This window comes from Photobacterium sp. S4TG1 (genome assembly GCF_036040035.1).
In the GTDB taxonomy this organism is placed as follows: Bacteria; Pseudomonadota; Gammaproteobacteria; order Enterobacterales; family Vibrionaceae; genus Photobacterium.
On the sequence record NZ_JAYXUH010000006.1, the window covers coordinates 1 to 13,937 of the forward strand.

Annotated in this window: 13 protein-coding genes; 9 read left to right on the top strand and 4 right to left on the bottom strand. The window is 38.1% G+C overall.

The genetic code is table 11. The features are described from left to right. Positions 1–761: 761 nt before the first annotated feature. The 6 genes from VXS03_RS09435 (at position 762) to VXS03_RS09460 (ending at position 6,357) form a co-directional block, all read left to right on the top strand. Positions 762–2,471, top strand: coding sequence for a L,D-transpeptidase family protein (locus tag VXS03_RS09435; RefSeq protein WP_327763432.1), 1,710 nt, complete (start codon positions 762–764; stop codon positions 2,469–2,471). A 374-nt stretch (positions 2,472–2,845) separates the two neighbouring features. Continuing rightward, positions 2,846–3,514: a cold-shock protein gene (locus VXS03_RS09440; protein WP_327763434.1), complete on the top strand. Its 669-nt coding sequence runs from the start codon at positions 2,846–2,848 to the stop codon at positions 3,512–3,514. A 314-nt stretch (positions 3,515–3,828) separates the two neighbouring features. Next, positions 3,829–4,461: an HD domain-containing protein gene (locus tag VXS03_RS09445; protein ID WP_327763435.1), complete on the top strand. Its 633-nt coding sequence runs from the start codon at positions 3,829–3,831 to the stop codon at positions 4,459–4,461. Positions 4,462–4,751: 290 nt separating this feature from the next. Further along, positions 4,752–4,886 carry a type B 50S ribosomal protein L36 gene (ykgO, locus tag VXS03_RS09450; RefSeq protein ID WP_080157270.1) on the top strand — a complete coding sequence of 45 codons (135 nt, stop codon included), beginning with the start codon at positions 4,752–4,754 and terminating at the stop codon, positions 4,884–4,886. Between the two features lie 361 nt (positions 4,887–5,247). Continuing rightward, the gene (locus tag VXS03_RS09455; RefSeq protein WP_327763436.1) at positions 5,248–5,628 is read left to right on the top strand and encodes a hypothetical protein; all 381 of its coding nucleotides are present in this window, start codon (positions 5,248–5,250) and stop codon (positions 5,626–5,628) included. A gap of 99 nt (positions 5,629–5,727) precedes the next feature. Next, positions 5,728–6,357 (top strand): LysE family translocator, encoded by a 630-nt coding sequence (locus VXS03_RS09460; RefSeq protein WP_327763437.1) that lies wholly within the window; start codon positions 5,728–5,730, stop codon positions 6,355–6,357. Positions 6,358–6,411: 54 nt separating this feature from the next. Here VXS03_RS09460 and VXS03_RS09465 read toward each other — a convergent pair whose 3' ends face one another. Then, complete coding sequence (locus VXS03_RS09465; protein WP_327763439.1) at positions 6,412–7,047, bottom strand: SDR family NAD(P)-dependent oxidoreductase; 636 nt, start codon at positions 7,045–7,047, stop codon at positions 6,412–6,414. Positions 7,048–7,298: 251 nt separating this feature from the next. Here VXS03_RS09465 and putA point away from each other — a divergent pair, with 251 nt between their 5' ends. Together putA and VXS03_RS09475 are read left to right on the top strand one after the other, a co-directional pair. Continuing rightward, complete coding sequence (gene putA, locus VXS03_RS09470) at positions 7,299–10,448, top strand: bifunctional proline dehydrogenase/L-glutamate gamma-semialdehyde dehydrogenase PutA (RefSeq protein WP_327763440.1); 3,150 nt, start codon at positions 7,299–7,301, stop codon at positions 10,446–10,448. 3 nt (positions 10,449–10,451) lie between these two features. Next, the gene (locus VXS03_RS09475) at positions 10,452–11,153 is read left to right on the top strand and encodes a proline dehydrogenase (protein WP_327763441.1); all 702 of its coding nucleotides are present in this window, start codon (positions 10,452–10,454) and stop codon (positions 11,151–11,153) included. Positions 11,154–11,247: 94 nt separating this feature from the next. Here the strand turns inward: VXS03_RS09475 and VXS03_RS09480 are convergent, their stop codons facing one another. Continuing rightward, positions 11,248–11,550 carry an antibiotic biosynthesis monooxygenase family protein gene (locus VXS03_RS09480; protein WP_327763442.1) on the bottom strand — a complete coding sequence of 101 codons (303 nt, stop codon included), beginning with the start codon at positions 11,548–11,550 and terminating at the stop codon, positions 11,248–11,250. Between the two features lie 157 nt (positions 11,551–11,707). Continuing rightward, entirely contained in the window at positions 11,708–12,394 is a 687-nt protein-coding gene (locus tag VXS03_RS09485; RefSeq protein WP_327763443.1) for a pilus assembly FimT family protein, read from the bottom strand. A 268-nt stretch (positions 12,395–12,662) separates the two neighbouring features. Between VXS03_RS09485 and VXS03_RS09490 the strand changes: the two genes are divergently transcribed. Continuing rightward, positions 12,663–12,896, top strand: a complete 234-nt coding sequence (locus VXS03_RS09490) for a hypothetical protein (RefSeq protein WP_327763445.1) — start codon at positions 12,663–12,665, stop codon at positions 12,894–12,896. An 83-nt stretch (positions 12,897–12,979) separates the two neighbouring features. Here VXS03_RS09490 and VXS03_RS09495 read toward each other — a convergent pair whose 3' ends face one another. Next, positions 12,980–13,924 carry a DMT family transporter gene (locus VXS03_RS09495; RefSeq protein WP_327763447.1) on the bottom strand — a complete coding sequence of 315 codons (945 nt, stop codon included), beginning with the start codon at positions 13,922–13,924 and terminating at the stop codon, positions 12,980–12,982. Positions 13,925–13,937: the final 13 nt, after the last annotated feature.

A 13,937-nucleotide genomic window follows, 5' to 3' on the forward strand; every position in this document is an offset into this window, starting at 1 on the left:
TACCTATCCATGTTATGAGGTGATGATATCACCTCTGAGTAGGTGGCCAAATTTAATGTACCACTACATGCCAAGCCCTAATCCCGTCATTCCCTACAGTGAATGCCCGCGAGGGCGATAGGGAATCTACTGTCCACGCGTTGTGAAGCTTATATTTAGCTGTAAAACGTAAGGTGTTTCATTGGAGTCTTTAAGGCTCTATTACGAGGTGAGTAGATCACGGATAGTTTCGTTCCTCAACTTCCGAGATGACGAATATTAGGCTGAGTGAATACCAAGCCCCAATCCCGTCATTCCCTATAGTGAATGCCCGCGAGGGCGATAGGGAATCTACTGTCCACGCATCGTGAAGTTTATATCTAGCTGTAAAATGTAAGGTGTTTCATTGGTACCTTTAAGGTTCGATCACGGATAATAACCAATGTCATATTGGCGCTGTTATGCATAATTCTTTACTCCCAATCCGTTGAAGTAATTCCTTAAAGAAAACTGTAATTCAGTATGTTTAATACTGACGGTGCTCTGTGAATAAGCTTTAGTTGAACAATGAATACTCGCTAGAAGGTGGAGTGCCGATCACCAGTGTTTCACCAAATAGCTATTGCTGTATGTGTTTTATGTTCGATTTGGTTATAAATAGATCGTAATCGGCTCCTTTTTAACTTTTTACTCATCATTCTTGAAATCTTTGTCACTTTTAATGGTGAATGATTTTAATTCTAAAAAAGCATATTCTTACTTTTTTAGTAAAGGACCGTTGAATGAAATTTAATCGAAAAAAAATGACAACATTGATTCGTTCAGTAATGACCGTTTCAGCATTACTAACTTGTGGATCAGCTTTGGCTGCAGATAATGCGGTGACCAATGCGCTAGATTTACATGTTCTAGACGGCGTTACAGTGAATAGCACCGCATCTTTGTGTTCAAACTCAACGGTCAAAGTGTGTAACGAAAACATTTTGGATACGCTATATGCTGAAAATAACTTCATGCCATATTGGTTAAACCCAGTGCTTGTCAATGCGATCATGCCGCAATTACAAGCGCTGGCAGATTCCAATACGCTACCAGGCATGAAGCAACGTTTAATAGAGTTGAAGAAATTAGCAGTATTGCCAGATCAGCGCGGATATGATTTGTTATTAACTGATACGTATCTAGTTTACGTGGATTATGTGCATCAATTAATGCAAGATCCTCGACCATTATACAATTCACATCCAGTAACATTGACGCCTTTGACATTAAAAATGGTGCAGAATTATTTCCCATTAACGGTTCAAAAGATCAATTCTCTTATTCCTTCTTCGCAGTTTGTTTCGACAATGGGGGTGATTAACCACCTATTAAGCTTGCCTGCTAACCCACTTGATTCAAGTAATGTTCATTTTGATAAGGTTGTTTACCTCGGTGACACCATCCCTTATGGTCCTAAAGTGGCGACAGTGCTTTGGAATTTAGGCTATTTAACTCAGCCTCAGTATCAACAGATTATTGCTCAAGCGACGATTACTAATACTGGCGTGATGAACCAAGCGATAAAAACTTTTGAAGGTAATTATGGTTTGAAGATGGATGGCATTATAGGACCTGACGTTGTGAGCCAATTGATACGCCCTTATTCAAGTTTAGCGCGTATTACGGCATTGAATTTACAACGAGAACGTTTTGCGCAATTGCAAGGGAATGGCCCGCAAATTATTGTCAATATTCCTGATTTCAAAATGACGCTATACGATAATCAAAAGCCAATATTTGAATCGAAAATTATCGATGGGATGCCCAAACGCCCAACCAATTTGTTCCAGTCATACATTAATACGGTTGTGATTAACCCTTATTGGTATGTGCCTGAAACCATCAAAGTGCAGAACACTATTCCATCAGCTAAAGCTAATCCTAATTTCTTAAAGAATAACCGTATGGATGTGATTAACAGCTGGAGTGATCGTTCTGTTGTGCCACCTAGTTCAATTGATTGGGCAACGGTAAATCCGCATACCTTTACTCACCAATTCCGTCAAGATCCCGGCCCTGAGAATGCTTTAGGACGGGTAGCATTTTTGATGCCTGATTCGTTCTCTGTATATATGCATGACGAGTCACAATCAGAATATCCATTGTTTAAACGTCACCATCGCGATTTAAGTTCTGGTTGTATGCGTGTACAAAAACCTCGTGAGATGGCGAAAATTATTTTGTCTTATCAAAATATGCCAAGTTTGCCCTCTGTCGACGATATGATTAATTCGAACAAGCACCGCGAGATTGGCTTAAAGGTGCGTGTGAATCTTGATGTGGCTTATTTAACAGCTTGGGTAACACCTAATGGCCAGTTAGAGATGCGCCATGATATCTACGGTTATGATAACCCTCGAGCTAAACCAATTCAGAATCAATTTATTTCGACTCCAAACTACCGTACGCATCAACGTATTAAGTTGGCATTGAATGGCCAAAGTAGCTAAAAATAAACATAGGACACCCATAACTCTTTTAAAAATAGCAGGGAAAATCCGATCTTCTTTGCTAACCGCTCAGTGCAGTCAGATAAATGTAATATTGAAGATCTAAAGTTTCATGTAAAAAGCCCTCACTTTTAAAGTATGAGGGCTTTTTTGTTATTGGTTATTTTAGGAGAATTAAGGCATTGAAAATTAGTAGATTCATAAATTATTTTTTAAAATGACGATTATTCGTGTTGTTAATGCGATGAAGTTCTCGAAATAAAAATCGACCTATAATTTATTGATTTTATAGAAAGATAATTTAAAGACTTTCATGGATACTATTTGAAATAAGGTGGTTTTTATAAGCTAAGTGAAAAGGATAACAAAAAACGATGGACGGCACTGTTGTTTCGTATTTAAAAAATAAAAAGTACGGATTTGTACAAGGGAATGATGGTGAAAGTTATTTTTTACATTATTCAAGTTTAAATAATAAGAGTGATGAAGATCTACTGATTAAAAATGCCAAGGTATCTTTTGAACAAAAACCAACCCCAAAAGGGTTAGCTGCGATCAAAGTTGAAATATATCAGTCTTTAACTGCGATGAAAATGCTGCCTTTTTTCATGATACACACCTCAGAGCCTAAATCTGGCGTCGTTGTTAAAACTGCGTATACACAGACTAAATACTATAAAAATCCTAGTGAAGCTAAGTATCAATTGAAGTTACTCACTGGAGCCGTTGGAGGTAATGCGATACTAGACCTTCAATTGGATAAAAAAACATTTCAAGATGGAAATTATAAATACACTATGCACTCTTATGGTGGGAATATTGCATTGGTTTTTGAACAAGTCTTTGTATCAAGTGAAGATGAACAAAAAAAGCTAATAGAAGAATATGCTGATTGTATTTCGACGTTTGAAAAGCGTGAACATAATATATTGTCAGAACAAAAAGATATCCTTAATGCACAACTTGATTCTAATAATAAAGGTTGTTTAATTCTTATTGCAATATTTATTGTTTTGATGGTGCTTATTGGTATATCTAATTGATTTAAATGAAAGCATTTTTATTGTTCGGCGTTTAAAAGGGAAAAGATCAAAAGACAGGACACCCATAACTTTCCATTTAAGAACATAGACAATAACTTATGTTGTTATCCTTTGCGAAACTAAATTTATTATCATTATTTTCCACTAAATACCCATAATAATGATGTTGATACTGAATAGAACAGATATGGCTGTCCTATGTTTTGTTGGTGAATATTTGTGTGGACGGTAGGGAATCTATTATTAGTATGTTGAAACTTGAAAGCATATAGATGTGGGTGTCCTGTATTGTTGGTTAGCGGCTTGAGGTGTAGATGGGTAATTTAGAAGTATTTGAAAAACAATTTCTTGAGTTCATATTAATAGAAATGGTTACTGATGCGGCACACGATATCAATCACGTGCTGCGAGTTGTTAAGACAGCTAAACAGTTAAGTAAACAAGAAGGTGGAAACGCCGACATTGTTATTCCTGCTGCATATTTACATGACTGCTTCACCTTCCCCAAAGGACATTATCAACGCAACCAAAGTTCATTTTTTGCAGCGGAAAAGGCGATTGAGTTTTTGAATGAAATTGGTTACCCCAAACAATATTGGCAAGATATACACCACGCAATTGTCGCTCACAGTTTTAGTGCCAATGTAAAACCAATGACGATTGAGGCTAAAATTGTTCAAGATGCGGATAGGCTCGACGCGCTAGGTGCGGTGGGAATTGTAAGGTGCCTTCAAGTGAGTACTGCTCTTGGGCGAACATTATATTCAACAGTTGATCCTTTCTGCGCTAATCGAGAACCTGACGATGGGACTTACACCATAGATCACTTTTATACCAAGTTATTAAAACTGGCAGACACAATGCAAACCCATTCGGCGAAAGCAGAAGCAGCAAAAAGAACAAGCTTTATGCAGAGCTATTTAGATCAGCTAGCGAATGAGGTTTAACCCTCATTATTATCTGCCATTAGGTAAACACCTATTAATTTATTTCCTGTAATAAAGCTTTAGTAAGAGCGGTAGGGAACCATAACGATTGTTATCATGGTTGCCTTCGTTTTCTTCTTGCCCCTTTTTATTATGTTTACAGTGTGTTTGTTGTTATGTTATAACATAACTATTGTTGACGGGGGTCTTATTAGCGTTCAATACTATGGCAATTACACGCCGTTTAATTGGATGATAAGACGGCTCGTTAAGACAACAATTTTTCTCATGATGTTAAAGGGTGAAAGTTAATGAAGGTTCTTAGTTCGTTGAAAAGTGCGAAAAATCGCAGTAAAGATTGTCAGGTGGTTAAACGCCGCGGTCGTATTTATGTGATTTGTAAATCTAATCCAAGATTTAAAGCAGTGCAGGGTAAGAAAAAATAGCGCTTAAAAATAGCAGGGATAACCAGAGTTTCTTTGTTGTTAATAGTATAGCGTTAGATAAATATTATTTTGATGATCAAAAATTCGCCCCCAAAAGCCCTCATTTTAAAGATGGGGGCTTTTTTGCTATTGGATATTTAATAGAATAGATATGGCTGTCCTATGCTGTGGCTTCTATGTTGTGTCCATACTGTGTTCTATATTATGTTCATGTTTCTCTATGCTTCGCCATTATATGTTGTCATTGTTTTGTGATTTCCATCGATTATTAAATATAAATAGTGTCTGGTTGAGACTGCTTTTTATATTGTAAAAAATAAATCTAGGGCTGGTTGTTTAATACAATAAAAATCGAGGATATATGGACATTATTACGGCTTTAAAAAACGTTGAAGCATTAGCCAATGGCGTGGATCCTATAACAGGTGAAACGTTACCAGAATACTCTCCTTATAATGATCCAGAGGTTATTCGGTCATTATTTACGATGATGACTTTAGTTAAAACATCCCAAAAGGGGAAGATGTCAATTGATAACAAACGAAGGCTCAACCTTGCGAAGGGGCTTCCTAAAAATGCAGGATTGGCTTGGACTAATAATGAAAGGGATGAATTAATCGCCGCTTTCAATAATGGTGCTTTAATTAATGAGCTTTCAGAGATGCATGGTCGAACAAAGGGAGCAATTACATCTGAATTAAAGAAGCAAGGCTTAATTGAGGATATTGAAAAGAGTAGCTAGCATATACAACTATAAAATAATTATTCTACAATGAAACACTGTTAACGTACTATTGGATGTCTTTCATAACCCATAAACGATGTAATTAGGGAGTAAATAATGGAATATTTATTAGTACTTTTTCATGTTGCTTTAATCTGGATGCTAGCGGTAGCGACACCGGGAGCGAATGTACTTTTAACTATTAATGCTGCGCTTAATTATGAACGTCGAGTTGCGGTTTTCTCAGCTTTTGGAGTGAGTTGTGCAACATTATTATGGGCATTTTTTGGTGGTTCTGGTTTAGTGCTTCTTTTGTCTCATTTTCCATCACTATTTGGTTTGATGAAATTGGTAGGCGGTAGTTATTTATTATATCTCGGTATTCGCCAGATCTATTTAACCCGTAAAATAAAGAGAATAAGAGAGGATACTGAAAACATTCAAAGCATATCACTATCAAAACAAAAGGTGTTTAGTTCAGCGTTTATTACTAGCATTTTGAATCCGAAAACAGGCTTTTTTGTGGTTAGTTTGTTTAGTATTTCTATACCTGAAAATATGAATTCGATGTTGCTTTTGGCAATAATGTTAACAATGTCGTTAATTACACTTAGTTGGCATCTGTTTTTAGCGTTTGTCTTTTCACATCAATCTGCCAAAAATGTTTATGCACGCGTTTCTGGGCAAATTAATTATATTACTGGTGGGTTATTTGCTGCCTTTGGCGTTAAAGTGATGACCTCATAAAGGAGGTAGGCATGGCATTACCTCCTTATCTTTTATTGTTGTGAGTTGTGATGTTTAGTAAGGCGCGATATTAGGATCTACACACTGAAATGTTTGATTAATGCTATCGTTATTTAACAGTAACTCATGGCTTAATCGTGCCACTTCTCCGCGAGTAATCGCACCATGTACTTCTTTATTTTGTGATAACTGACCGTTGTGTGTTGGCGCTCCATCTTTAAGCCCACCCGGACGCAGGATCGTAAAATTCAATGCACTGCTTTTAAGCCATGCTTCCGCCAGTGTTTTTTCTCGTAATGCTCCACCAAAGACGTTTTTAGCGCGATCTGACATAAATTGCCATGAATCGCCACAGCCTAAAGATGTAACCAGTAATAGGCGCTTTGAGGTGCTTTTTTCAAGCGTATCAATCAAATAACGATGACCAATATAATCCACAGGGATATCTGCATGAAAGCTGCCCATTGTTGAAATATTGAGCGTACTGTCAGGCAGCATAGCGACTGTATTCTCAACTTGTGTTTTATCTGTCGCATCGCAAGCAATAGACATCAGATCGTATTGTGCAATGTGAGGGTTTTTGGTTGGGTTTCTGGCAATGGCTATCACATTGAAGCCTTGCTCATGGAAGTAGTCGACCATGGCTGCACCTAATCCACTGCTTGCACCCCATATGGCTATATTATTCATTATTATAGTCCTGTTGTTGATAATGATAATAGTTTGCATGTTTATACAAAAATAGCCAGCACGTAATGAATGAAAGCCTCGCAAATTAAATAAAAACTCAAATATCTTTTATTGGAATATTTTGATATTGACCTCATATTGTTACTTTTTTGTTATGTAGTGTAGTAATTAAAAGGTAGTGTCATAGTTAAAGAAAGATAATCACGCCACAAAAGCTGATTTATAACGCAGATTATATCGAGGAATTTATTATGTTTAATGCCGCTGATGTTTTACAGCCATCTTTTATTGAACAGCCTCTTGATCGGTTGTGGGCGTTGATTTCTCCTCACTATGCGGTTGATGAGTCAGAGTGGTTAGCGCAATTAATACCGTTAGCGACACCGTCATTACAAGAACATCGAGATATGGATCAGCATGCGACAGCATTAATTGCTCGTGTTCGCGCGGACAAAAATGCGATTCAAATGATAGATGCATTGTTGCTTGAATATAGCTTAGACACCAAAGAAGGAGTGTTATTGATGTGCTTAGCTGAGGTATTAATGCGTATTCCTGATGCCGCGACAGCTGATGCTTTGATTCGGGATAAATTAAGCGTTGCAGATTGGAAGTCTCACCTCAAACATTCAGATTCTTTGTTTGTAAATGCCTCGACATGGGGGTTGATGTTAACTGGAAAAGTTGTCGGATTAGAGATATCGAAAGATGGTTCTGCTGTGGATGTTATTAATCGATTAGTGAATAAAATGTCGGAGCCAGTGATCCGCCAAGCCATGCACCAAGCCATGAAAATTATGGGTCATCAGTTTGTATTAGGGCGTGATATCACCGAGGCAATGAAGCAAGGTCAGTTAAAGCGCGATCAAGGCTTTAGTTATTCGTTTGATATGTTAGGTGAAGCGGCGTTAACGGCTGATGATGCCACTAAGTATTATCAAGATTATATGACGGCGATTGTTGCTGTGGGGCGTGACAGTTATTCGACCATCGATGGGGCGCTTCATCATTCCTTAAATTCGACAGTGTCTATTAAGTTATCTGCACTACATCCTCGCTATGATGTTGCTAACACCGAACGTGTCGTTACTGAAATGTATGACGCGTTATTGTCATTATTGTGCTGTGCGCGTGAACATAATGTTGGAATTACGATTGATGCTGAAGAAGCCGATCGGTTGGAGCTTTCACTGTTATTATTTCAAAAGTTATATCAGTCACCACAACTGCAAGGTTGGGGGCAATTTGGCATTGTTGTTCAAGCTTATTCAAAGCGAGCCTTAGCTGTATTAGCGTGGGTGGCGGCACTAGCCAAAAAACAGGGTGATAGTATTCCATTACGACTTGTAAAAGGTGCTTATTGGGATAGTGAACTGAAAATAAGTCAGCAAGGAGGGTATAGCGCTTACCCGGTATTTACTCGTAAAGAAGCGACTGATACATCGTATCTAGCGTGTGCAAGACTGCTGTTATCTCCCGCTCTCAAAGGGGTTATTTATCCGCAATTTGCTACCCATAATGCTCATACTGTTAGTGCTATTGTTGCGATGGCTGTACATGATAAGTTCGAGTTTCAGCGTCTACATGGTATGGGAGATGCGCTGTATAACCATGTGATGGCGATGCACAATATTGCGGTACGTATTTATGCTCCCGTTGGTAGTCATAAAGATCTATTGCCTTATTTGGTGCGGCGATTATTAGAAAATGGTGCTAATAGTTCGTTTGTTCATCGGCTAGTTGATGCTGATTGTCCGATTGAAACACTCATTGAGCATCCTGTTGATACACTGAAAAAACGTTCAACATTACATAACAATCTGATTCCTTTACCACCTGATATTTTTGGTGATGCGCGGCGTAATTCAGTTGCGATTAATATTGATATTGAATCGCAATGGCAGCCATTTAATGCGGCAGTAACGGCTTTTTCTGAGTATCAATGGCAAGCTGGACCGTTACCTCAATATCATTTGATGAGTGATGTTACCACAGAAATAATGACGGTAACGGCACCTTATGATCGCCGTGAAGTTGTCGGTAAAGTAACCTTTGCCAATGAAGAATATGTTGAAATGGCTATAACACAGGCGGCTGATGCGTTTGCTAATTGGTCTACATCTTCCGCTTCTGTTCGGTGCGGTTATTTATTACAACTGGCTAATAAATTAGCGTTACACCAGCATGAATTAGTTGCGTTATGTCACTGTGAAGCGGGAAAAACCATTCAAGATTCGATTGATGAAATACGTGAAGCGGTGGATTTTTGCCGTTATTACGCTCAACAAGCAATCCTTAATTTTGAATCACCGCAACAGATCACTACTTATGACGGTATTGAGCAACAATTACGTTATCAAGGACGAGGCGTTTTTGTCTGTATTAGTCCATGGAATTTTCCATTAGCTATTTTCATTGGCCAAATCAGTGCTGCACTCGCTGCTGGTAACACTGTGGTTGCAAAACCTGCGGAACAAACGTCATTAATTGCTTATCGTTCGATTGAGTTATTACTGGAAACAGGGCTACCACAAGGGGTTATTCATCTGTTACCTGGGCGTGGCGCGCAGATAGGTTCACAATTATTATCCGATGAACGCATTGCAGGTGTGGTATTTACAGGCTCGACCCCAACAGCACAAACAATAAACCGTACTTTAGCAGCAAGGGAATGTGCACCAGTCCCATTTATTGCTGAAACGGGAGGGCAGAATGCCATGATTGTTGATAGTACTGCATTACCTGAACAAGTGGTGCGTGATGTTATTCGTTCGGCATTTGCTTCTGCAGGTCAGCGTTGTTCTGCCTTACGGGTATTGTTTGTTCAAGCAGATATTGCAGATCGAGTGATTGAGCTTATCAAAGGCGCAATGGCTGAGCTGAGTGTTGGTTGTCCTCAATACCATAGCACCGATGTAGGCCCCGTGATTGATGCCATCGCTCGTGAAAAGCTGCAAATGCATATTGAAGCATTAACGCATCAAGCAACATTGATTGCACAAACCCCCTTGGCTGCAGAGTGTCAATTTGGTGATTTTGTTCCTCCGACAGCCATTGAAATTAATAATCTTGATTTACTTCAACAAGAGAACTTTGGCCCTATTTTGCATGTGGTGCGCTTTAAAGCTAATGAATTACATCAAGTTATTGACCAAATAAACCAGATGGGATTTGGATTAACGATGGCAATTCATAGTCGTAATGAATGTACTTATTTTGATATCGAGCAACGTGCCCAAGTGGGAAATTGTTATATCAATCGAGATCAAGTTGGTGCAGCTGTTGGTGTTCAACCTTTTGGTGGGCAAGGATTGTCAGGGACAGGTCCTAAAGCAGGGGGGCCGCATTATTTATACCGTTTTACTCAAGAGTGTGTGCAACCTATTTATCATAAGGAGTAATTGATGCAGCATAATGTAGCTACAGTGCAGCGGTTAATTGATACGAGCCATGCTGCAATGATGTTATGGAATCAGCTTGGTTTTGAACCACGAGCTGAAATTTTACAACGTTGGGCACAACAACTGCCGCTAAAGTCTGCCGCAATGGTTAAATTTCAATGTGCAAATGCGCTGAAATATATCGCTAAACATACATTAATGCCCGGACCAACAGGTGAGAGCAATACCCTTTATTGTGGTGGGCGAGGTGTATTTATTGTTACTGCGAAAGAGGGCATAACCGAAGAAGCAATTGTCGGGCAAGTAACTGCAGCATTGGTATGTGGTAATTCAGTCTTAGTGTGTTTGGCGGATTCTCAGGATGCCGAACGAATTGCTACTCAACTTGAGCATTTTGAAATCCTCGCTAATGTGATCACCGTGGTCAGTGATAGCGCGCTAGATGCATTCGTTCAGCACCCATCAACGGCTGGTGTTGCTTATTGTGGTGATGTACAAGGTGCGCAACAATTGGCGCGGCAGTTAGCACAACGAGAAGGATTATTGGCTCAATTGGTTGCTGAAGTTGATGGTATTACACTGCCTATTATTGGCAGTCAGCATTATTGTTTACGATTTATTACTGAACGTACGCGCACGATTAATATTACTGCGGTAGGGGGAAATGCAACCTTGTTAGAGCTTGGAAGTGGGGATATTGGATAAATAAAGCCCTCTATGAATAAACGAACCATTTCTAAATGAGATCCACAGTTCGTTTATGTAGTAGGGGCTTTATGTTAGCTATGATTTTTATAGATTAAAGGCAGCTTTCAAAACCTTCAAAGTTTGGTGCGCCTAAATAAATATCTTTGTTGCCACGCGCGTTAGCATGGGCTTTGCGGAATTGTTCTGACTGTGTCCAATCTTCAAATGCTTGGCGAGAGTGCCATACTGAATGAGATGCAAACAAGGTATATTCATCATTAGACGCCCCTTGTAGTAAATCAAATGATTGAAAACCAGGGACAGTATCAAGATAAGTTTCACGATTTTTCCAGATATCGATAAATTCTTGTTCAGAACCCAAACGAATTTTAAAACGGTTCATTGCAATGTACATACGATGCCCTTAGTCATTTTTACTGTTGATAGTCATTATTATTATCATATCAGTGGTCAATTTCACCACTGATAAAAATAGAATATGTCTTTGCTAAAAAAGTAATAACTAATTATTACTATCATAATTCAGCTTATCGTACGTAACAGTAATAAAATTAGCATCCTTTTGAAACTATGGAAATTTCAGGTCCGTCTGTACCAAAATTCTTATTAATTTGTATTCCTGATTTTTTGTTATTGTTATCGCTAGGTTTTCGACAAAAGCCGACATACTGATCTGCACCTACCCATGAGAGTAAATAACATATCGTCTTTTTGATTAATCCTAACTCATATTTATTGCTACTATGACTGGGACTTGATGGTGTGCCTGTTTGAGATTCTGCTATGGTACTTAAATCCGTGTATAGAACAAAGCATTGAGTCTTGAAAGCTTCAGCCGCTGACATTTTATTAATTGGATATTGAGAGAACATGATTAAGCCAGCTACAGATTTATGTAAGCCTGCTAAAATTTTTATTGATGGCACTACTGGATGCCATTGATTAGCATCTGTTATTACTTGAACAATGCCATCTTTTGTTGCAGTAGGATAGCCTTGAGCCATTCTTATATCACTATCTGCAATTTTAATTATGGCGGAAGTATTATCTTTGCCTGCAAGAATAGCTTTTGTATGAGCTAATTTTGCCGAAGTTTGAAGTGTAGAGGCTAGTTGTTCTAGGTTTGCTTTACGGGCGTCAGAGCTGATCCCCATAAATTTTGGGGCTGCTGTGACAGCTAAAATACCGAGAATAACAATAACAATAACTAGTTCTATTAGTGTAAATCCTTTATTCATTTTTCACTCGTAAAGCTGCTGTGTATTCTTTTTAAGAATACTACTAGAAATGATAAATACCTAATAATAGAGATTGTGATTGTATTTGGGATTTTAACGTTCGGTTATGTGATCAATGACTAAGTTGGTAATTCTATCAAGGTATAAACTGATGCCAGTTCAAGCGAATAGATAGCATGATCATTATTATATTCAGATGGTTACATGAGATCATTCCTATCTTTGAGCTTGATAGTCACGTTAATAAATTTGTGATTTGGAGAGACATATGAAGGCTGTTTTTTCTGGTAAAGATTGTAATAAAGAGAGTTCTACATACTGGTTTGATGTATCAATCAATGTTACTGGTGAAGCTGATGGTCTTGTTCTGGGCGTTGTTGAAAGTCTGAATGATGATATTTGTATTGTAGACAGTGAATCACATTGTATTAAAGGGGCATGGTTTGCACCTTATGTAACAAATTTGCCAGATTATGTATCTAATGTAGAAAGAGCGATGTAGTCGTTTTCACACATTGTAATAGCGTGTTTGATGGGTGGCCTAATAAGCCACCCTTTTTGTCAGTAATGATAATATACAAATAGTTAATTAAGCTGTTCAATAGGCTTGTTTTTTTTCAATAGATGCGGTAATAATTGCATGGTTGCAACTGAGCCTACAATAACAATAATACCTAAAATTGATAAAGAGCTTAGAGAATGCGCTTTGATAATGTTTGGCCACCATCCCATGGTGACCACAAATGCAGTCGACATAAAACTGATCACTGGTGCAACAGCAACAACAGCACTGACTTGGGCTGCCGGCCAGAAAACCAAAGCTTTTGCTAGTGCGCTATAAGCAATTAATGTGTTAAGCGCACAAAATAAAGCAATGCTCCAATCAAATCCCGTTAAAGTTGATAGCCGCGTAAAATCAGTCAAAGGTGTTAAGAGAACCATACCTACACCAAACACGCACAGTAAAACGTTCGACGTTGATAATTTTGCCATTAATGACTTTTGCAATAGGGTATAACATGCCCAAGACATTGCTGAAAATTCAATAATGCCAACACCAATTAGAACTTTACTGTTTGTATTAATATGCCCACTAATATTGGGATGGAAGAAAAGAATAATACCTACGGCTAGTGTAAAGAGGCAAGAAAGTTGGATAGCGGTTAAGCGTTCTTTAAAAAATAATAGGCTACCAAAAGCAAGGAAAAAAGGGGCAACTTGAAAATTTAATTGTGCTTCACCTGGCGATAAGTATTTTAACGTTAATACAAAAGTAACGTAGTTAAGTGTTAAAAATACACCAGCAAAGAGCAGTTTAATTACCTCTTTTAGTGTTATTTTTCGAAATTGCTGCAAACTATTTGAGGTTAGTTGAAGAATAAAAATAACAATAAAAGCAATGAAAAAACGGAACCAACTTAGAGATGTTGCATCAATAAATTTTTCAGATAGTTTTAGCGCTATAGGCAATATTCCCCAGAATAAAAGTGTAATACTACTATAAAGTAGGCCTAGCTTATTATTAGTCATAATGAATGTTCTT

Coding starts and splice junctions, on each gene's coding strand:
- VXS03_RS09465 (WP_327763439.1), bottom strand. CDS start 7,047: ATGAATAATATAGCCATATGGGGTGCAAGCAGTGGATTAGGTGCAGCC.
- VXS03_RS09475 (WP_327763441.1), top strand. CDS start 10,452: ATGCAGCATAATGTAGCTACAGTGCAGCGGTTAATTGATACGAGCCAT.
- putA (WP_327763440.1), top strand. CDS start 7,299: ATGTTTAATGCCGCTGATGTTTTACAGCCATCTTTTATTGAACAGCCT.
- VXS03_RS09435 (WP_327763432.1), top strand. CDS start 762: ATGAAATTTAATCGAAAAAAAATGACAACATTGATTCGTTCAGTAATG.
- VXS03_RS09490 (WP_327763445.1), top strand. CDS start 12,663: ATGAAGGCTGTTTTTTCTGGTAAAGATTGTAATAAAGAGAGTTCTACA.
- VXS03_RS09485 (WP_327763443.1), bottom strand. CDS start 12,394: ATGAATAAAGGATTTACACTAATAGAACTAGTTATTGTTATTGTTATT.
- VXS03_RS09480 (WP_327763442.1), bottom strand. CDS start 11,550: ATGTACATTGCAATGAACCGTTTTAAAATTCGTTTGGGTTCTGAACAA.
- ykgO (WP_080157270.1), top strand. CDS start 4,752: ATGAAGGTTCTTAGTTCGTTGAAAAGTGCGAAAAATCGCAGTAAAGAT.
- VXS03_RS09495 (WP_327763447.1), bottom strand. CDS start 13,924: ATGACTAATAATAAGCTAGGCCTACTTTATAGTAGTATTACACTTTTA.
- VXS03_RS09445 (WP_327763435.1), top strand. CDS start 3,829: ATGGGTAATTTAGAAGTATTTGAAAAACAATTTCTTGAGTTCATATTA.
- VXS03_RS09440 (WP_327763434.1), top strand. CDS start 2,846: ATGGACGGCACTGTTGTTTCGTATTTAAAAAATAAAAAGTACGGATTT.
- VXS03_RS09460 (WP_327763437.1), top strand. CDS start 5,728: ATGGAATATTTATTAGTACTTTTTCATGTTGCTTTAATCTGGATGCTA.
- VXS03_RS09455 (WP_327763436.1), top strand. CDS start 5,248: ATGGACATTATTACGGCTTTAAAAAACGTTGAAGCATTAGCCAATGGC.